Origin of the sequence: Paenibacillus sp. TCA20 (assembly GCF_000732325.1) — a bacterium.
GTDB lineage: Bacteria > Bacillota > Bacilli > Paenibacillales > Paenibacillaceae > Paenibacillus > Paenibacillus urinalis.
Genome location: NZ_BBIW01000016.1, coordinates 78254 through 97617, shown reverse-complemented (window position 1 = coordinate 97617; position 19364 = coordinate 78254). Strand labels below are relative to the sequence as shown.

General features: G+C 45.8%; 17 protein-coding genes. 7 read left to right on the top strand and 10 right to left on the bottom strand.

Annotated elements, in window-relative coordinates; all coding sequences use genetic code 11:
- Positions 1-231: 231 nt before the first annotated feature.
- Positions 232-873, top strand: a complete 642-nt coding sequence (gene udk, locus TCA2_RS23065; protein WP_047913948.1) for a uridine kinase — start codon at positions 232-234, stop codon at positions 871-873.
- 93 nt (positions 874-966) lie between these two features.
- Complete coding sequence (locus TCA2_RS23060; RefSeq protein ID WP_047913947.1) at positions 967-1458, top strand: hypothetical protein; 492 nt, start codon at positions 967-969, stop codon at positions 1456-1458.
- A 25-nt stretch (positions 1459-1483) separates the two neighbouring features.
- Here the strand turns inward: TCA2_RS23060 and TCA2_RS23055 are convergent, their stop codons facing one another.
- The 10 genes from TCA2_RS23055 to TCA2_RS23010 all read right to left on the bottom strand — a co-directional run bounded on the left by TCA2_RS23055 (position 1484) and on the right by TCA2_RS23010 (position 13182).
- Positions 1484-2734 (bottom strand): OFA family MFS transporter, encoded by a 1251-nt coding sequence (locus TCA2_RS23055; protein WP_047913946.1) that lies wholly within the window; start codon positions 2732-2734, stop codon positions 1484-1486.
- A 132-nt stretch (positions 2735-2866) separates the two neighbouring features.
- Positions 2867-3595, bottom strand: coding sequence for a LytTR family DNA-binding domain-containing protein (locus tag TCA2_RS23050; RefSeq protein WP_047913945.1), 729 nt, complete (start codon positions 3593-3595; stop codon positions 2867-2869).
- The gene (locus TCA2_RS23045; RefSeq protein WP_193746112.1) at positions 3592-5256 is read right to left on the bottom strand and encodes a sensor histidine kinase; all 1665 of its coding nucleotides are present in this window, start codon (positions 5254-5256) and stop codon (positions 3592-3594) included. The genes TCA2_RS23050 and TCA2_RS23045 overlap by 4 nt, the downstream gene beginning before the upstream one ends.
- Before the next feature lie 142 nt (positions 5257-5398).
- Complete coding sequence (locus TCA2_RS27920) at positions 5399-6238, bottom strand: methyl-accepting chemotaxis protein (RefSeq protein WP_047913944.1); 840 nt, start codon at positions 6236-6238, stop codon at positions 5399-5401.
- A 228-nt stretch (positions 6239-6466) separates the two neighbouring features.
- Positions 6467-7279, bottom strand: a complete 813-nt coding sequence (locus TCA2_RS23035) for a hypothetical protein (RefSeq protein WP_047913943.1) — start codon at positions 7277-7279, stop codon at positions 6467-6469.
- Positions 7269-7811, bottom strand: coding sequence for an RNA polymerase sigma factor (locus tag TCA2_RS23030; protein WP_047913942.1), 543 nt, complete (start codon positions 7809-7811; stop codon positions 7269-7271). Before TCA2_RS23030 ends, TCA2_RS23035 begins: the two co-directional genes overlap by 11 nt.
- Positions 7812-8243: 432 nt before the next feature.
- Positions 8244-8891, bottom strand: coding sequence for a pyroglutamyl-peptidase I (gene pcp, locus TCA2_RS23025; RefSeq protein WP_047913941.1), 648 nt, complete (start codon positions 8889-8891; stop codon positions 8244-8246).
- Positions 8892-9334: 443 nt separating this feature from the next.
- Entirely contained in the window at positions 9335-9643 is a 309-nt protein-coding gene (locus TCA2_RS23020) for a DUF3817 domain-containing protein (RefSeq protein ID WP_047913940.1), read from the bottom strand.
- 293 nt (positions 9644-9936) lie between these two features.
- Positions 9937-12723, bottom strand: a complete 2787-nt coding sequence (locus TCA2_RS23015) for a glycoside hydrolase family 3 C-terminal domain-containing protein (RefSeq protein WP_047913939.1) — start codon at positions 12721-12723, stop codon at positions 9937-9939.
- A 279-nt stretch (positions 12724-13002) separates the two neighbouring features.
- On the bottom strand, positions 13003-13182 hold the full coding sequence (locus TCA2_RS23010; RefSeq protein WP_047913938.1) for an aspartyl-phosphate phosphatase Spo0E family protein: 180 nt from the start codon (positions 13180-13182) through the stop codon (positions 13003-13005).
- 425 nt (positions 13183-13607) lie between these two features.
- Here TCA2_RS23010 and TCA2_RS26795 point away from each other — a divergent pair, with 425 nt between their 5' ends.
- The 5 genes from TCA2_RS26795 (at position 13608) to pdxA (ending at position 19280) form a co-directional block, all read left to right on the top strand.
- On the top strand, positions 13608-13985 hold the full coding sequence (locus TCA2_RS26795; RefSeq protein WP_047913937.1) for a helix-turn-helix domain-containing protein: 378 nt from the start codon (positions 13608-13610) through the stop codon (positions 13983-13985).
- Between the two features lie 108 nt (positions 13986-14093).
- Positions 14094-15788 carry a PrpR N-terminal domain-containing protein gene (locus tag TCA2_RS23000; RefSeq protein WP_047913936.1) on the top strand — a complete coding sequence of 565 codons (1695 nt, stop codon included), beginning with the start codon at positions 14094-14096 and terminating at the stop codon, positions 15786-15788.
- Positions 15789-15944: 156 nt separating this feature from the next.
- Positions 15945-16931, top strand: coding sequence for a 2-keto-3-deoxygluconate permease (locus TCA2_RS22995; protein WP_047913935.1), 987 nt, complete (start codon positions 15945-15947; stop codon positions 16929-16931).
- Positions 16932-16986: 55 nt separating this feature from the next.
- Entirely contained in the window at positions 16987-18282 is a 1296-nt protein-coding gene (locus TCA2_RS22990) for a four-carbon acid sugar kinase family protein (RefSeq protein ID WP_047913934.1), read from the top strand.
- Positions 18279-19280 (top strand): 4-hydroxythreonine-4-phosphate dehydrogenase PdxA, encoded by a 1002-nt coding sequence (pdxA, locus tag TCA2_RS22985; protein WP_047913933.1) that lies wholly within the window; start codon positions 18279-18281, stop codon positions 19278-19280. Before TCA2_RS22990 ends, pdxA begins: the two co-directional genes overlap by 4 nt.
- The last annotated feature ends 84 nt before the right edge of the window (positions 19281-19364 follow it).

The following is a 19364-nucleotide window of genomic DNA, read 5'->3' as shown; positions in this document are numbered from 1 at the left end:
TTTTTCAAAGATTCAAATGGGAATTGATCGGTTTACGAATATTTATATGCATGAATCAAAAAACCAAGATACTCATATTTCAGTCCAATAATACAAAACCTAAGAAATACTTCCTTCCCGCCTTTTGCTCACAATTCTTCCCTTTTCCTATGTCATAGAAAAATCAATCCCGCTGTGCTAAAATACTAAGGTTGCTCCTGCAATTATTCTAGGGAGGTTTATATATTCGTCATGCTCATTATTGGTATTGCCGGAGGAACCGGCTCAGGTAAAACTACGGTAGCTCGCTCTGTTATTGAACGTTTGGGGTCGAGCAAAGTGACTTTTATATCTCAAGACAACTACTATAAAGATCAGGCTCATCTCAGTCTGTCCGAACGGGAGCTCACGAATTATGATCATCCCTTCGCCTTTGACAATGAGCTGCTGATCGAGCACCTCGCAGCACTTCGTGATGGACAAACGGTCCATGCGCCGGTCTACGATTTTACGATTCATGCCAGATCCTCTTCGGACACGGTAGAGCTGCATCCGAACAACATCGTGATGATCGAAGGACTCCATGTCCTATCGGATGAGAAGCTCCGCGAGATGCTGGACATTAAAGTATTCGTCGATTCCGATCCCGATGTGCGTATTCTGCGCCGTGTCGTTCGTGATATTGAGGAACGTGGACGTACGATCCAATCCATTAACCAGCAGTACCTCGCTACAGTGAAGCCCATGCACGAAGCATTTATTGAACCATCCAAGAGATACGCCGATATCATCATTCCGGAAGGCGGGCATAACGAAGTCGGAATTCAGCTGTTGTCCATCCTCACCGAGAAGTATTTATCCGGCGACAAAAAGTGGTCCGGTACAAGATTATAATCCATATAAAAAGGAGACCCTGCAAAGCGAGCGCTGCGTGAGGATCTCCTTTTTTATTTGCCACGTAACCTTTATCCCTCCATAGGTGTCTATATGTATAAGAACGGATACAAGGGAGTGAGCCATATTCGTACAGCAGAAAAATGGGCAATGTACCCTATGCATCTGCTCATCATGTTTATGATTAACCTGTTCTTCGGTTCCATGAACTTGTTCTGGGCCGTGTATGAAAATCACAGCATTTTGTCTACAGCTATCTCCCTGCTCTACCTGGCCACCTGGATGCTCTATGCTCTATTCATGAGACGCCGCAGCGGGGATTTCATGATTCTAACCTCTATTTTTTGGCTAGGCGGTTTGGCATTGCTCGCCTTGCTTTATACGGTAGAGTGGGCAAGCATTATCCTTTTATTGTTATTCTTTAGCTCGATTCACGGTTTCACTTTTAATCTGGAAATGACAGACTTCTGGCTTGTCCTTGAGTATTGTCTCATTTCCCTAACCTGTTATATTGTCGTCATAGTGTTCAATTGGATTAGTGCCAGACGCTACAAACAAAACAAGCCTGAAGTTCCTTTTAACTAAAGGTCCTTCAGGCTTTGCACTACGATTAGGCTGTACGTTTGTATGCTTTGAACGGAACGTCCTTTTCCTTAGTTCCCGCGAACGGCGGTTTGATCGTCAGCGCTATAAGCACTGCAACAATACAAAGCACACCGATGACGATAAAGGTTGGCTTGAAGCCGCCAAGCATGGCAGCAATGAAGGAGCCGGACAGTGCCCCGATACCAAAGCCTTGGTAGACGATGCCGTAATTCTTCGTATGATTCTTCAGACCGAAGAAGTCACTCACAATGGCTGGAAATACCGTAATGTTGCCTCCGAAGCAGAAAGCAATGGCTGCCACACAGACGAAGAACAAACCGTAACTCAGCGGTACAGAACTTAGCACGAGCGCAGCGGCTGCTGTAACGGCCAGCGTACACCCTACCAGCTTGATCCGGCTCACTTTATCCGACAACGCACCTAGAATCAGTCGTCCTGCGGTGTTAAAAATAGCGATCATGGCCACCGCATTGGCTGCCGTTGCGGCATCCAAATGCGCCAGCTGCATACCGATATCCTTGACGATCCCGATCAGATAGAGTCCGCTCATACACGCTGTGAAGAACACGATAAACAATAGGTATGCTTGTTTGGTCCGCAGCATTTCACCTGTTGTATAGTCTTTCGCTCCTTGAAGCGGTCCTGCCACCTGCTTCGCTTCTCTCCCGCCACTCTCGGAGACAGGAGCAACGCTTGCTTCTCTAACAAGCAGTGAACCAGTAATGATCATCGCCATGACGATCAATCCCCAGTAGAGAAACGCCTGAGACACACCAACGGATTCAATCAAACCGCCGTTAATGTATTTAAAGACAAGGCTTCCTGTTCCGTAGGCTCCGACGGAAATACCGGAGATGAGACCTTTTCGGTTCGGGAACCATTTAATTAGGTTAGATAAAGACGTAATGTAAGCCGTTCCGTCGGCAAAGCCAACAATAACGCCTGCCAGCACATATAAGGCTGCAAGCGAGCTTGCCTGCGAGCTGAGCATAAGCCCAATACCGAGTAATATACCGGACGCGGCTGTCAGCTTTCGAAGTCCTATTTTTTCTTGAATCTTACCCGCAAACAGTGTGGCGAAGGCAAGTGCAAAGCTAGTAATGGAAAAGGTAATGGATACGGAGCTGAGCTCCCATCCGAATTTACTCACAAGCGGAGCGTTAAACAAGCTCCATGTATAGATGGTCCCAAGACCCATTTGCATAATAATGGTGCCGAGCACAATAAGAAAGCGGTTGCTATTCTTTGAGTTCATATCTCGTTCCTTCTTTCTCTCGCTGTTTAAGCGTACGATGCAGTGCCCCTTACGCTACTTCATTGTAACGCTTTCACAGAGAGTTCTAACGTGTTCAGGAACGAGATAGCACAAATTAAGAATGAACTGCATTTATATGCGCATGAGCTGCTTGAACTCCTTCGCTTTGCTGCGGCTGACGGGAATCTCCACATCCAGATCCGTTAATTTCAGCAGGTACGTATTGTTGAACCAAGGGATGATTTCACGTATTTTGGACAGATTGACCAGATATGAGCGGTGACAGCGATAGAAAGACTCCCCAGGCAGGCGGGAATGAAATTCGCTAATGCTGACATTCATTGTGTATGTCTCTGCTCTAGTAATCACTTCTGTTGTCTTCTCCTGGGCAGAGGCATAATAAATATCGTCACTATCTACCACGATAATCTTGTCATTCTTCCATAGATTAACCTTACGAATAGCCGGCTTCAACTCTTCTTGTACAGGCTGATGCCGCTGCCCATAGGCAGCTTCCAGCTTCGCCAGCATGGAGGATATCCGGGATTCGCTGTAGGGCTTCAGAATATAATCAAAGGCTTCGATTTCAAAAGCCTCGGCCGCATGCTCTTTATACGCTGTAGTGAACACGATATAGGGCTTCACCTGGAACTTGCTAATATTCTGGGCAAGCAGCACACCGTCAATCGAAGGCACGTTAATATCCAGGAACAGAACATCCACCTCATGGCTCTGTAAATATTTAAGTGCATCCAGCCCATCCTCGAATTCCTCTTCAATCTCAATGCTGCTGTGCGTTCGAATTAGATAGGCCAGCTCCTGACGGGCGAGAACCTCGTCTTCTACAATGATTGCTTTCATGCCTGCTTCTCCTTTTTTACATCAAAAAATATTTCGGTGCCTTGAGCCAACCGCCGGATATGCAAACCCTCTCCGTAAATGAGCTGAACACGCTGGTGCACGTTATACAGTCCGATGTGATGCTCAGGCATATTGCCATCCTGCACCTTCTTAATAATCTCCTCCGGAATGCCAGCTCCTGTATCCGCAATGGTAATCCGCACCCTTCCTTCGTGCTCTTTCACGGCAATCGTGACAGTACCTGGTCCTTTTATTTTCAGTATCCCATGATTAATGGCATTCTCCACCAGCGGCTGAATGATGAGACTTGGAATTCGTACCTGTACTTCATCAATGTCGTACTCCACGTTCAGGCGGTGGCCAAAGCGGGCTTTTTCAATCTCTACATACTGCTGTACCTGCTGCAGCTCGGCATGGATATCGATCATTTTATCTGTAAGCTCCAGATTATAGCGCATATATCCCGACAGATTCACGATCAGCTCTCTGGCTTTATCCGGATTGATTCGAATCGACGAGGCAATTGCATTCAGCGCATTGAACAAAAAATGAGGATTGATCTTCGTCTGCAGCGCCTTCAGCTCTGCCTTGTTCGCCATTTCTTTCATTCCCTCCACTCTGGATACTTCCATCAAGGTCGAGATCATTTGCGACAAACCGATCGCGAGGGCTTGCAGTGAATCTGTGATCTTATGTGCTTTGGCATAATAAATTTTCAGCGCCCCTGTGATCTCTCCCTTCTCTTGAAGCGGAATAATCATCAGTGACTTGATGAATGGATGGGTATGCGCCGTATCGTTATTTCGAATCGTAATTTGCCCGCTCGAGATCGTCTTCTTCGTCTCTTCACTAATAATCTCATGACGCTCCAGATAGTGCTCTTCCCCCACGCCGACATATGCCAATATCAGCTTCGTGTCCGTGATCGCCACCGCGTCCGCACCAATGTCATCCTTAATAATCCGGCAGATCGTATGCAGCGATTCCTGGTTAATGCTTCGGAAATAGGGGAGCGTCTTGTTCGCAATATCCAGCGACAGCTTGGCCTGCTTGGCCGCTACAACCTCCTTCTCCCCCTCTACGCTTTGAACCAGCAGGACAATAAGACCCACACTGACCTGGCTTAGGATCATCGGCATAGCAATTCGCGAAACGATCTCGATTCCTAATGAGGAAGGCTCGGCCATCACTAATATGAGGATCATCGTTAAAGCTTCGCATGCCATACCAGCGAGGATACCCGCTTTCCACCTCTGCTCGGCTGACTTCAGCTTGTATATGTACCCTGACACGACACCTGCGGTTATGCTTGTGATCAAACAAGGGATGGAAGTGACACCGCCGATGTCGATCAAGAAACGGTGTATGCCCGATATAACACCCGTAACGAGTCCCACCCAGGGACCGAACAATATTCCACCTGACATAATTGCAATAATTCGCACATTGACGAGTGAGCCTTCGACATTAATACCGCTGTAGGTGCCAAACAAAGCAAACCCGCTGAAGATCAGGCTGGCAATGGTGAGCTCCTTCCATGTCTTGTCTCCGTTCTGAAAAAAAGTCCTGAAACGGGGTACCCGGATCAGCACGAACAAGCACATCAGCAGCAATGCAGCCCGCTCTAATAGCTGCAGCAGCATCAGTAAAGTACTCTGCATGATATGTGACCTCCCCATCCGATAAATCGTGCTCTCATTATAGCCATGGTATTTTTATCTTGTCTAATTCCCCTCACTTTCTTCCATCCGTATTCAGGTAAAAAATAAAGCAGCTCTATTGAGCCGCTCGAGGAATGCATCGTTATTTGGTCTGATCATACGTTATAAATTTATTGATAAAACCGCGTAGGTTTTGACTTGTTTCGTTCAACTGCTCGATTGCGGTCATAAAGTTCATAACCAGCTGCGCCTGATCCTGTGAAGCATGGGCGATCTGTCCAATCTCTTCCTCCATCTGTTTAATGGACTGCTGGACACTGTCTAGGGACGATTCAATTTGATGCGTCGCCTCTTTGGTGTCAACCGACAGCTTGCGGACTTCCTTGGCAACAACACCAAATCCCGCTCCTGCTTCACCAACACGCGCTGCTTCGATCGCAGCATTAAGGCCCAGCAGGTTTGTCTGCTCAGAGATCTCACGAATAAATCCAGTGACATGGTTGACCGCTTCGGATTTTTTCACCGCTTCTTTGGAATTGTTCAAGATTTCATCCGAGGTAGCGGACAATTCTTCGGAATGCGCAGCTACTTGCTGAATACCACTTAGCAGCTGCTCGGCAATCTGCTCTGTGGCCCCCATATATTTCTCAAGCATTTCCTGGTTCTCCAGGCTGTAGTTTACGCTGAGTGCAGCCAGCATTTCTCCATTCTCGTCCTTGATAGGCAGAAACATCGCTTCAAAAGGATATTCGTAGCCGGAGTATTCCACCCGGTCCACCGTCTTCACATATCCGTTAGGGAAAAATGAGAAATTCCGATTATGCTCATCCAGCGGATACCCTGCCTCAAATCCAAACTTCAAAGATTCACTGTCAGACCAATACAATATTTTCTCACGGTCAAATATAGCAATAGCTACATCCTCACGGATGACCTCCTTAATGAACGGCATGCTCTTAATCAGCGCGTCTACAATATTCATTATATTTTCCTCCAGATCTCTGATTATCAATTCGTTGATTCGCTTAATAGATATGTCGGCATAATGTGAATAACATTACAGACATTAATTGTATATAGTGGTGCTAGATCTCTGGTTGATGGAAATTAATAAGGAGCCGCTATAAGCAGGCCCCTTAAACTCTGACACAAAAAAAGAGCGCCCGGCATCATAACCGTGCTGCTCTCTTTTTTTGTATAATAACCTCGCCTATTGAGACTGCGATTCTCCATTTGTAATGTGGAACTCCAGCATCATCTGCTGTAGTCTTGAGCCGAAGCCCTCGGCTGCTTCCATGAAATAGTTCTGCTTCACAATAAAGCTGCCGCCTTTTTCGTTGTCGAACACATAATACCTGACGATCGGGTCATTCCATTCCGAACCGCCAGTACCGCCAATGGCTCTAACTTCCCAGCCTGTGACCGGCGTCTCAATAGCTTCCGCAGCGTGTACTTTGGAGTAATCCTTCTCAAGGGTTGCCTCAATGTCGGCTGCCGCATCCTCCGGAAGCATGGCTACCTGGTAGATTTCCATCGACACCTCTGGATACGGCTCTCCTGGCGGATCAGCGAGTACAATCTTGTCCATTCCCTCCTCTTGGATCATTTTGTACATCGTGGTATCAAAATAAATGACGTACTCCTGGTCTGTCCCTTCGTGCAGTGTATCAACACTTGTGGAAGGCATGCCTTCAATCTCTGTCTCCACTGTTTTTTCCGGTGCGAACCATTCCCTTACCTGCTCGACGAGTGCTTGTACGGGCGCGGTTGGCAAGCTCATGACGATAAGAATGGAAGCAGCCGCCACTGCCGGGATAATCCATCGCTTCCGCTTCGATTTCTGCTTCCTCCTTACAGAATACAGCTCCCCTGCTGCTTCCGTATGTCGACGCTCTTCCTGAATTTGTCCCTTTATGGCTGACCATATCTTGTCCTGTTGCTGTACCGATTCATCCGTCCCTGCTCTCAGCCCGTCTTTCAGCTGGTGATCCAGCTGGTCATCTCGTTCTTCGTTATGAGCCATCCTGCTCTCCTCCTCCATTCAGCCTCAGCCAGCCTTGCAGCTTCTGCCTTGCTTTATACAATCTCGATTTGACGGTGTTTACGTTCAGATCCAGCATCTCTGCGATATCCTTTTCCGCATAATCATTTACGTACTTCAGAATGATCGGAATTCGCTGCTGATCCTCCAGTCTCTGCACCATGTCGTATATATCGCCGTGCTCATCAAAGTTGTAGCGGTCATGCTGCGCTGGCAGCACACGCTCATCCGTCAGCTCCGTCGGAACTAACCTTGAATGCTTCTCCAAATATCTGTTGCATTCATTAACCAAAATTCGATTAAACCAAGGTTCAAAGGGTTTGTTCAGATCAAAGGTATTCAAATTCCGGTATACTCTCATAAATGTTTCTTGCACAACATCCGCTGCACTTGCGGAGCTTCTCGTTATGGCCGTCGCCGTGCGTATCGCTTTGTCGGTATAAATTCTGTAGAGCTGCTCGAATAATTCATCGCTGTACTCTTGTTGGAGCTGCCTGATCAGGTCTTGTGTCAACGCGCGGCCCCCCTTTCTGTATGTCAGTCATATATAATACCCTGGGATCAGGATAAAAAGTTTTCAGTGAAATGAAAATGGATTCCGATCTGTAAAAAAAGGAAAAGAACCGCGCTGTTGGCTGCACGATTCTGGCGAGAATAAATTTTAATTATGAACAGAAGTGAGCTAAGAAATAAAGAGTGATTCATCGTTTCTTATAATATCTTGTACACTTCCTGACTAACCAATCAACACAAATAATAGCGATAAGAATTATCGACCAATAGTTCCCAATAAACCAAATGGAAAAGAAATTGATCATAATAAAGAATACAAAGAGTGCCCAAAAGAGTCCAAGTTTGTCCATGATGTTCTAATTCCTCTAGATATGTATTTAGAAACACAGGATACCATCGAATAACCTATACGGGGTAGGTACTCCTTTCTACGCTAATGAAGCTCTCCTCCAATTATCTTGATATCCTCTTCGGCATTTGCAGCTGTGATCGCAGCAATTTCAAGACCTTTTACAATGTGATCTAGACATAGGCTCGGGGCAGATGAGTTCAATGTCTGCTCAGGAAGATACGGGATATGTATGAAGCCGCCGCGAATATGTGGTGAGTAGAACTGCAAATAATGCATTAAGCCATAAAACAAATGGTTGCATACAAAAGTACCTGCCGTATTAGACACGGCCGCGGGAATACCGGCTGTTCTCATCGCTTCTACCATCTTTTTGATCGGTAATGTAGAAAAATAGGCGGTAGGCCCGTTCTGTACAATCGGCTCGTCAATCGGCTGCTGCTGTTCATTATCTGGTATACGGGCATCATCTACATTGATCGCGATACGTTCCGGCGTAATCTGTGTCCGTCCGCCAGCCTGTCCAATGCAGATGACAACATCGGGCTGCTCTTTTTCGATAGCGGAAATGACATGCTGAATGGACTTGGAGAAGACCGTCGGGATTTCATAAGCAACCAATTTCACATTGCTCGTCTTCTTGCAATTCAGCCGCTTCACAGCTTCTAGCGCAGGATTAATCTGTTCACCTCCAAAAGGGTCGAATCCAGTTAACAGTACCTTTTTAACCATCTGATAAGCCTCCATTTGCTATGATCCTTGATTTCTCTTTACTATATCCTATATTTACCTAATGAGTATATCCATGGCGTTGAAGGCTAACCGATGCAATGATGCTCCGCTAAGATTCGCCTTTTAATTTGACTTTTCTACTATATAAGTGAGTATTTTAGCGAGTTACACAGCTTATTTCCCGAGAAATAATGACAAGAATCGATGTAAAATGATAATTTTTATGTAAGTAATAACATATGCGAAATCCGAGTCTGTACCACATAATCATTCTGCCAAATAAGCTGATTGCCACTCGTTACTCCGTATGACCCCTAGTATCACTCCTTCTCATATCACCAAAAAGAATCACCAAAAGAAAAAAAGCCATTGAGATCACCTCAACAGCCTTACTTCTTCTATTTATATTCTATGTCGTATCTATTCCTCGCAAGCGATGTCGATCAGGCAACCGCCAAATTTCTGCGTATTCTGCGATCAATAATAAAAGGTCCAAAAGGTATGATGGAGGCGACGAGTGCTGCCAGCACCATCTTGATCGACCAGCGGTTTAGAATAGCTGCAATCGCAATGGCGATGATATAGAGAACAAACAAAAACCCATGTGCTCCCCCCACAATGGTTACAGCTGCTGGAATATCAAATGCATATTTCAAAGGCATGGCAATCGCAAGCAATAAAATGAAGGAAATCCCCTCGATCATTCCGACGACACTGAAAAAACGCATTGCGTTCTTGCTTGATTTGTTCATTATCCACCTGTCCTCTCCTGCTATATGCTGTGGTCAGACTGGTAAACGGCTCATCTCACTTCAGCATTCAGGGACATCTTACAACGGGTCTAATGATAAGGTCAATGGAACTCGTCCGTTTGTTGGAATTCCGTAACAGATCCTTGTGATTTAGGTGAATTATTGCATTGCAATCTTGCCACAGATTTGATTTAAACACACAAACCTGCCAGCTTAAACTTCAATTTATACATTAGAACCACCCACAAGCAAAAAAGCCACCGCAAACGCGGAGGCCTATGTGAAACCTTTTATTACACTTGCTTGAATTCAATTTGGTCAATATGCATACCTGGCTTGATATGCTCAAACGTCAATTCATACAGACCTGCTTCGAGCTCCACCTTGATCTGCTTCAGCTTCACCCACTTACCTTCCGTTCCGTTCGTTTGGACCGTAGTGACCACTTGTCCGTTCAGCATCAGGTTACAAGCACTTTGTGCAAGCTCGCCATCTGGAGACATGACATTTGCAAAAATGCGGTACACTCCCGGCGCTTCGACTTTAATCACCGCTGGACTGTCTGGCACGATCTTCACTTGACCTTCCTCTGCCACCGTCTGCACCTGTTCTGGATGCAGGGATACACTCGCCTTAAACTGCTCCACGCTCTCCTTAATAAACGTATCTCTTGAGAACACCGGAGCCTGCATCAGCCACTCACAAATATTGATGGCATTACGCTGTAATTCCCCACGCGTGAGCGTGCCGTTCTCCAGGGATTCTATCGTATTATCGCCATACGCGTTCGTTTCCGCTCCATAGTTGCTGACCACCATATAGAGATCGTTCTGAGCGCGAATCATAAAGTTCGTGTTCTTACGGTCTGCTGGACCGCTGTTCGCCGAATCGTTCATCACGGCCCACCAGTCCGTCATCACGATCCCTTTATATCCCCATTCACCGCGGAGAATCGTCGTGTTCAGATCATAATTGGAAGCAGCCCAATGGCCGTTAATCGGATTATATGAGGTCATAATGGAGTTTGCCCCACCTTGTTTTACGGCCATTTCAAAGCCCTTTAGATAAATCTCACGCAGAGCACGCTCCGATACGACCGCATCGACTTTGGTACGATACTTCTCCTGGTTATTGCAGGCAAAATGCTTCAGTGTAGCAAAAGAACCTCCCTTGCGAATTCCGCGCGTACAAGCTGCTGCAAACAAACCGGTTACCAGTGGATCTTCGGAGAAATACTCAAAGTTCCGGCCGTTCAGCGGACTGCGGCGAATATTAAGGCCCGGCCCCAGTAGAGTGTCGATTTCATTGCGGACCAGCTCTCTGCCTTCCATCACATAGAGTTCTTCGACCAGATCCACATTCCATGTCGCTGCAAGCAGTGTGCCGATTGCCACCTGTGTTGCCTGCTGCCCGCTGTCCATCCGGATGCCGGAAGGGCCATCTGCTGTACATCCAACAGGAATACCGAAGCCTAGCAGACTGTCGCTGACACCTCCAAAAGCCGAAGCCGTCCCTGGCGTAACGAGCGGGCTGCTCATACCCTCGCCCCGAACGATAGCCGCCAGATCCTGGTCGCTCAGCTGAGCAATAAATTGCTCAATGCTGACTTTACCCTCATGCACATCTTTCAGCTTGTAGCCTTGATCTCCCGTCTGTGCTAGTGTCTGTGGAAGATTCTTCTCAATTCGCTCTCCAAGAGAAATCTTCCGTGTGGGAACTTCGGCTGCCGACAGCTCATATGTGCCATCCGCCTGGCGTGCACCAGGCATCATCCGCTTGAAGCCTTCCGTTGGCGCCATCGCCTCCTGCAGCTGCTCCACGACGACAAGCGATTCAAGAATATAGCCTTCCTGCCCGTCTACCGTTACTGCTTCCAGCTGTTTAACGCTGCTGCCGACATAGAAACGATACACCCCTTCTTCCAATACGTAAGCCGATGGGTGCCCTGTTACGCCGCTGTCATCGTAGGAAGCCATAGAATCAACGGAGAAGCGGAGTGTCAGCTGCTCTGATTCACCCGGCTCAAGGAGCTTTGTTTTGGCAAAAGCGGCAAGCGCTCGGGCAGGCTGTCCCAGCTTCCCTTGCGGCGCTTCGTAATAGACTTGAACAGTCTCTTTGCCCGCATAAGCGCTGCCTGTGTTAGTTACCTTGACCTTCAATTCAATAAATTCGGCTCCACCTTCGCTCCCCTTCGTCGCACCATCATTCTCAATTGAAAAGGTCGTGTAGGACAGTCCATATCCAAATGCAAACTGCACCTTATCCGGACAGAAGGTTTCGAAATAACGATAACCTACGTAAATATCTTCCTCGTACAGATTCTTAAACTCATGACCGTAATTACGGGTCGAAGGATAATCCTCGATGGAATATGCAATCGTATCGGTCAGCTTACCGCTCGGCGTAACATCCCCTGCCAGCACATCGGCGATCGCATTTCCGCCTTCCATTCCGCCCTGCCATGAATAGATCACTGCCGAAATCGGGTAAACATGACTTGCATCGTCCAGCCAGCTCATATCAATGATGTTGGAGACATTAAGCACGACAATGGTTTGTTCAAAATACTTCGTTACCATGGTCAGCATCGCTTTTTCATCATCCGTCAGCTGATAGCTTCCCTGCTCGTTCGCATTATCCTGATCCTCACCAGCTGTACGCCCGATCACAACAATTGCCTTTGCAGATTTGCTTCTAGCCCCAGATACCAATTCATCGGTCAATGGCATTTCTTTCTGATGCCAAGGTTCGGCTGCCCATCCGCCTCCGCCGTTATCGAATGGATTTTGTTCAATCCATTTTTCATAGGTAGCTGCTAGCTCCTCATTGACCTCGATTTGAGACTTTGCGCGAAGGCCATCCAGCAGATTGGTCGTATATACCACATTGACACTGCCGCCTGATCCGGTACCGCTGCGATAGTAATTTACCTGAGTACGTCCAAAAACTGAAACGTTTTCGGAACGTTGTATAGGCAGCACTTGTCCATCGTTCTTGAGCAGTACTGCACCTTCTGCCGCGACCTTTCTACTGAATTCTGCAAATCCTTCTAATGGAACACCGATAAGTTGTGAGCTCAAATGATTCCCTCCTGAAATGTTTTTTCGAAAGTACTAAATGATTTATGAGATTGATTCATATTGCTATATAAATGAAAGAATACAAGAAAAACGAAGAGTGTAGGCGTTTACAGTTTCAGTTGTATACGTTTACCTCCCTATTCTATTCCATAGTAACAGATTTCTAAAGACATTTGAAAGATACAGATCACAAAAAGACCCATTCGTTAAAATGGGTCTCAGCAGCACTATAATTAACATCTCACAGCGAATAATCGCTTCCTGAATACAGAATGCGGGTTACTGATGATCGTGAGCACTCTTCTGTTTAACCAGACTGTAGTATTTGTTAATATCGTCATCTACTTCTCTGGATTTCGCAAGTACAATTTCAGAGTTATAACCATACCAATCGGCCAGAAGATTGAGTTCATGTCTCTTCTTCTCAATAAGTGAGTAAATTGAAATCTTCCCCAACATGAATTCCCCCTTAGTATGTTTGTACTTACACAAAATGAGTCATGCTAGTGAGTATTACTGTGGAATTTAACCCTAATTTAAGAATAGTTCGGATGGTAAATCTCAATCTCTTAATTCTCAATCATGAGTTGTCTCCATCAAACTATATATAGATAAAATATATCAAAACTAACCTATATGTACTCTTAATTAGAGCTAACAAAAATAATTCTGAAAATGATATGAATGAGAGAAAAACCTCTCTTTTCGTCTATTTTACTACTTTTTCCACATTTTGCAACTATATTTTATAAACTTTTTACACGTATGGTGTATAAATTTCCTCGTTCTTGTCTACACAATTCGTGTACATGAACACTTATTGTGTAAATAAAACTTTATTCTGTGTAACCATGCTAAACTAACTTTTTAGGAGGGATTTCATAATGTCTGTCTTGGGAGATCGTCTGAAGCAACAAAGAGAACACAGAGGATGGTCTCAGGTCTTCGTATCCAAAAAGTTAGGTCTAAAACGCAGCAGCACTTATGCAAACTGGGAGTACGGAATAAGAGAGCCTGACTTGGACATGCTGCAGAGAATCGCTGATCTATATGAGGTTTCTATCGATTGGTTGAATGGCAGAGAGCAGAAATACGAGATTAATCCTGAGCCACAAGAAGAATATATACTGAAGATTATTAGAGAAACTGAAGCCGATTACAACGTACAGCTTCGTGGTGATCCCGTTGTGGAATCTACGCTCCGAGATCTGATACAAAATATAGCAAAGCTGAAAAAAGCAGCACAAAACGAGAAGGACTGATGTCATGTGAGCGCTTGTGCTCTTAAGTGCGGTTCCTACATAAGTTGGTTATAATAAGATAAGCAGGACAGGTTACATAAGTTAGTAATAAATAAAGGCAGGAGACATATGCGTACACACGTCCACATCATTGCTCCTTATGAAGCGATGATTCCTATTATAGAAGAGTGCATTCCGCTATTTCCCCACTTAGATATTCAATATGCGATCGGTGATCTTGGCAGAGGAGCCGAACTCGCAGCTAGGGCAGAAAAAAACGGGGCAGAAGTTATTATTAGCCGCGGAGGGACGGCTCAATTCATTAAAGAAGCCGTGACGATTCCCGTCATCGACGTCCACCTTTCGGGTTACGATATGATTCGTTCGCTAACGCTAGCCAGTCAGTTTAATGGTCAAACGGCTATCGTCGGATTCTCCAATATTACATCAGGCGCACAATCGATTATTGATCTGATGGATTTGCCTCTAAAGGTGTATACCATACACAGCTCCGAGGATGTGGCAAGACTGCTGCTTGAGTTAAAGGCGGCAGGTTACCGCCAAATTGTGGGGGATGTTATTACCGTGAATACAGCTAATGCTTATGGCATGAAGGGGCTGCTGATTCAATCCGGTAAAGAATCGATATTGAGAGCGCTGGATGATGCCCAGCTTATTTATCGCTATTTGAGCAAGAACAACACCATATCGTTAATTTTGAATGAGCTCGTGATGAATGAGCATCCCAACCTCATCATATTGAATGAGCATAATGAAGTCGTATACGAACAGTTGAACGATTTTGACCATAACCCTTTGACAGAGAACCATATCTATGTGACCAACACGAATATCGATTTTCATCAATCGAAGGTTCAAAATGTTTTTATAGTTGATGACTATCAGCTCACCGTTAACGCCTATGAAACGACGATAAACCGTATCAGCTACAAGGTTTACTCCTTGGAAAAGGGACAGCCCTATGCCTTTGCTCATCTTGGCATCAAAGCCTATTATGAGACATCCGTAGAGCCCATTGTAGCTGAATCCACTGCTATGCGCACAACGTTAAGCCATATTAACATGCTCTATAAGTATCATGAGCCCATTCATTTGCTGGGTGAGGAGGATACAGGAAAGTCCTACTTGGTGAAGTATATTCATCAAACGTATGCCAATGGAGGGCTGCTGCTCCAGATCGATCTGAAGCAAGTTCCTCCAGGTGTATTAAGCGACATTCCACTGGCCAAAGTAAGAAATGTAGAATTGAATCATGTGGAGCACCGCATTGAGGATCCAGAATGGATCGCATTTATTGAGTCCTGCCTGAATCAGCAGGTTGGAATATTCATTATCAGTGAACAGGCACTGAACGAGCATTGGCCTCCACATCTTAAACTGAATACCATCATCATGCCGACCCTCTTGGAGAGACTGGATGATCTGCCATCACTGATTCAGCATTTTCTATCGGATTATTATCAGAAATATGGAACAACGGCAATCAAGATTAAGGAAGATGCATTGCAGCTGATACAGCAAAAAGCATCCCATATGTCTATAAGCCAGCTAAAGCAGCTGATTAAACAAGCAGCCATGAACGAAACGGAGTATGTACTTTCAGCAAATACAGTTTCCCGATTATTAGACGGATACTCTACTTCGAAGGCCTCGAATTCCATAGAGCTTACAGGTACATTAAAAGAAATTGAAAAAGAAATTATCTCCTATGTATTGCAAGAAGAAAATAATAATCAATCCAAGGCAGCGGAGCGATTAGGGATTAATCGAGCCACCCTATGGCGTAAACTTAAGAATGAATAAGTTTACGCTTTTTTTATTGCGTAATGTGTTGCATATTTAAACAATTTTTAAATTTAGGCACATTTACATAATTTTAATGTTGCTAAAATAAACAACATGATATAGTATTGTTCCTGCAAACGCTTTATTAAAACGATTACACAAGGAGCTAACAATATGAATATTAAAGCGACGTTAGATCGGATCCCTGGCGGCATGATGGTTGTCCCTCTTCTCATCGGGGCATGTATCAATACATTTGCTCCAAACGCTTTGCGGATTGGCGGCTTTACCGAAGCCTTATTTGTCAACAGTTCAAGCACGCTTATTGCACTATTCCTATTGATCGCCGGTACGCAAATTACGTTTAAAACAGCGGGTTCATCTGTTGCAAAGGGTGTTACGCTGCTGGTGTTTAAATGGGCCGTCGGCGCAATCATCGGATTGATTGCCATCATGTTTGCCGATTCTTCAACCGGACTATTTCTGGGTCTAGCGCCTCTCGCCATTATTGCCGCCATGACGAACTCAAACGGTGGACTCTACATTGCACTAGCTGGACAATACGGGAAAGAGGATGACAAAGCAGCTTACCCTTTCCTTGCACTCAGTGACGGACCGTTTCTTACCATGGTAGCGCTCTCGATCTTTGGCGCGATGGGCTTTGCTGACGGAATGTTCTCACCGATGTCCTTCGTAGCAGTACTGCTTCCGCTGGCTGTCGGCATAATTATTGGTAACCTGGACCGTAATATGGCAGAATGGCTGCACAAAGGCAGTGATAAGCTGGTTCCTTTCTTCGCCTTTTCTCTGGGGATGGGCATCAATTTCTCTTCCATCATCCAAGGTGGCCTTAGTGGTATCCTGCTAGGCGTACTAACCGTGCTGCTCACAGGCGGTCTCGGATTCCTGCTCTTCAGAGCCATTGGCTGGAACCCAATTGTCGGTGCATCGGAAGGATCAACAGCAGGTAATGCAGTAGGTACACCGGCTGCGATCGTCGCAGCGAATGCTTCCTTTGGACCGATTGCTGAAATCGCCACAGTACAAATTGCGGCAAGTGTCGTAACGACCGCCATCTTATTGCCGATCTTCATTGGCTTCTTATCCAAACGATTGGAGAAATCCGGCGGCGTCGAAAAATATAACAATCCAGCTGCATAGAGGTTATAATAGCCCCTCAATTTGCACTCGTTTTTCTCAAGGAGGAGGTAACTGCATGAAACTAGCCATCATTGCAGATGATTTGACTGGCGCCAATGACAGTGGAGTTCAGCTCGCACGTCATGGCCTTAGAACAAGCGTATTATTTGATATGGATGAGGATAACATTCGCAGCTACGATGCTGTCGTCTATGATACAGACAGCCGCTCCATCACCCAGGAAGAAGCTTATCAGCGGGTAAGTAAGGCCGCGGAATTCTTAATAAAGGCCGGATTCAATACCATTTTTAAAAAGATGGATTCCACCATGCGTGGAAATATCGGTGCAGAGATCGATGCATTATATGATGTCGTTAAGCCTGACTTTATGATGATTGCACCCGGCTATCCCAAAAACAATCGCACCATCTTAAACGGTGTCCACTATTTGAATGGTATCCCGCTTGGTGAAACAGAAATTGCAAATGATCCCAAGACTCCGGTTACTCTCTCTTACCTTCCAGATTTGCTTAAGCTGCAAACGAAGTATGAGGTCGGTGAAATATCCGCAAGTGATCTGGATGCCGGGAAAGATCATGTTGAAAATAAGCTGAAACACTTTATGCAGAACTCCGTTCCTTATGTGCTCGTTGACTCGACCAAGGAGCATCATTTGGAACGGATATTGCAAACAACGAAGCAGCTAAGCTATACGTTTGCATGGGCCGGTTCAGCAGGGATTGCGAACTACCTGCCCGAGCATTACGCTATATCACACGCTCACTCAGAGCTTACGATCGCTGAAAATCAAGGTCCGACTCTTACTGTCGTCGGCAGTGTAAACAAGAACTCGCGCGCACAGCTCAGACAGCTGCTTGAACAAACGGATGTGTGCCCGGTACAATTTATATCTTACAAGGCTGTGTCTGAGCCATCGGATCGCAACGCAGAAATGGAACGTGTATTTGAAGAAGTGAAGTCACTGGCCTTAGAGGGTAAGGATACTGTGATCTACTCCACAGCAGAGCAGATCGATATCGAACAAGCACGTACCACCGGCGAGTCCAGAGGACTTAACCATACCGAGGTTAGTAACGAGATTGTGCGAGCCATCGGTGAGGTTTGTGCAAGACTGCTGGAGAAGGGTTATTTTACAGGTGTCTCCATGACAGGCGGAGATACGGCGAAGCAAATCTGTATGATGTGGAATATCAGCGGCTTTGAATTGTTGGACGAGCTGGAAATTGGTGTGCCGATTTCGAAATTTATAGGCGTCAAGGATCTGTACGTGATTACAAAAGCAGGCGGATTCGGCAAGCCAGACGTATTTATCCATGCGATTCAAAAGTTAAAAGGAGGAACTATAGCATGAAACCAACCGTCGGAATTACGATGGGTGATGCAGCAGGCATCGGACCCGAAATTATTATGAAGGCATTAGCCCACCAGGAAATGTACGATAACTGCAATCCTCTTGTGATCGGGGATGCCAAAATATTAGACCGAGTTCTGCCAATCATCGGCTCAGATCTGAAGGTACGTTCGATTCAGGAGCCATCTGAGGCGAAATACGAATTTGGTACCGTGGATGTAATCGATCTGGATCTCGTCCCTGCAGATCTTGAATTTGGTGAAGTATCTGCTGTAGCAGGAGATGCAGCCTTTCAGTTTCTGGCAAGAGCGATTGACCTAGCGAAGCAGCACAAGATCCACTCCATCTGTACGGCTCCATTGAACAAGGAGGCTTTGCACCAGGGCGGACACCTGTATCCGGGACACACTGAAATTTTGGCTGATCTCACGGATACCAAAGATTTCTCCATGATGCTGACAACTCCGAACCTGCGGGTCATCCACCTGACAACCCATATGGGACTGATTGAAGCCATCCACAGCATTACTCCGGATAGAACGTATACTGTCGTTAAGCTTGCCCATGATACGCTGAAGAAAGCCGGTTTCGACAACCCGAGAGTTGCGGTCTGCGGAATCAACCCTCATGCAGGTGAGAATGGACTCTTCGGAAACGGTGAGGAAGAAGAAAAGCTACAGCCCGGCATTGAGCGTGCCCAGAAGGAAGGCATTAATGTAGTAGGTCCTCTCCCTGCTGACACTTTGTTCTTTAGAGCTGGCAGAGGCGATTTTGATATCGTTGTTGCCTGCTACCACGACCAAGGGCATGCGCCAATCAAGGTCATGGGTATTGAAGAAGGCGTGAACATTACGGTCGGACTAAAAGGCGGTATCATCCGCACCTCTGTCGACCACGGAACAGCATTTGATATTGCAGGCAAAAATATTGCTGAAGACAAGAGCATGCTGGCGGCGATCCGCTCTGCCATTGAGCTTGCTCCAAAGGATCGACTCTAATACCTAGCTTGACTGCAGCTTGCACATGAAAGACCCAGCGATCGCTGGGTCTTTTTTGATGTGTCGCTTTCATGTGTTTTCGTT

Coding starts and splice junctions, on each gene's coding strand:
- TCA2_RS23000 (WP_047913936.1), top strand. CDS start 14,094: ATGCGTACACACGTCCACATCATTGCTCCTTATGAAGCGATGATTCCT.
- TCA2_RS26795 (WP_047913937.1), top strand. CDS start 13,608: ATGTCTGTCTTGGGAGATCGTCTGAAGCAACAAAGAGAACACAGAGGA.
- TCA2_RS22995 (WP_047913935.1), top strand. CDS start 15,945: ATGAATATTAAAGCGACGTTAGATCGGATCCCTGGCGGCATGATGGTT.
- TCA2_RS23060 (WP_047913947.1), top strand. CDS start 967: ATGTATAAGAACGGATACAAGGGAGTGAGCCATATTCGTACAGCAGAA.
- pdxA (WP_047913933.1), top strand. CDS start 18,279: ATGAAACCAACCGTCGGAATTACGATGGGTGATGCAGCAGGCATCGGA.
- pcp (WP_047913941.1), bottom strand. CDS start 8,891: ATGGTTAAAAAGGTACTGTTAACTGGATTCGACCCTTTTGGAGGTGAA.
- TCA2_RS23050 (WP_047913945.1), bottom strand. CDS start 3,595: ATGAAAGCAATCATTGTAGAAGACGAGGTTCTCGCCCGTCAGGAGCTG.
- udk (WP_047913948.1), top strand. CDS start 232: ATGCTCATTATTGGTATTGCCGGAGGAACCGGCTCAGGTAAAACTACG.
- TCA2_RS23055 (WP_047913946.1), bottom strand. CDS start 2,734: ATGAACTCAAAGAATAGCAACCGCTTTCTTATTGTGCTCGGCACCATT.
- TCA2_RS23035 (WP_047913943.1), bottom strand. CDS start 7,279: ATGGCTCATAACGAAGAACGAGATGACCAGCTGGATCACCAGCTGAAA.
- TCA2_RS23010 (WP_047913938.1), bottom strand. CDS start 13,182: ATGTTGGGGAAGATTTCAATTTACTCACTTATTGAGAAGAAGAGACAT.
- TCA2_RS23045 (WP_193746112.1), bottom strand. CDS start 5,256: ATGCAGAGTACTTTACTGATGCTGCTGCAGCTATTAGAGCGGGCTGCA.
- TCA2_RS23020 (WP_047913940.1), bottom strand. CDS start 9,643: ATGAACAAATCAAGCAAGAACGCAATGCGTTTTTTCAGTGTCGTCGGA.
- TCA2_RS27920 (WP_047913944.1), bottom strand. CDS start 6,238: ATGAATATTGTAGACGCGCTGATTAAGAGCATGCCGTTCATTAAGGAG.
- TCA2_RS22990 (WP_047913934.1), top strand. CDS start 16,987: ATGAAACTAGCCATCATTGCAGATGATTTGACTGGCGCCAATGACAGT.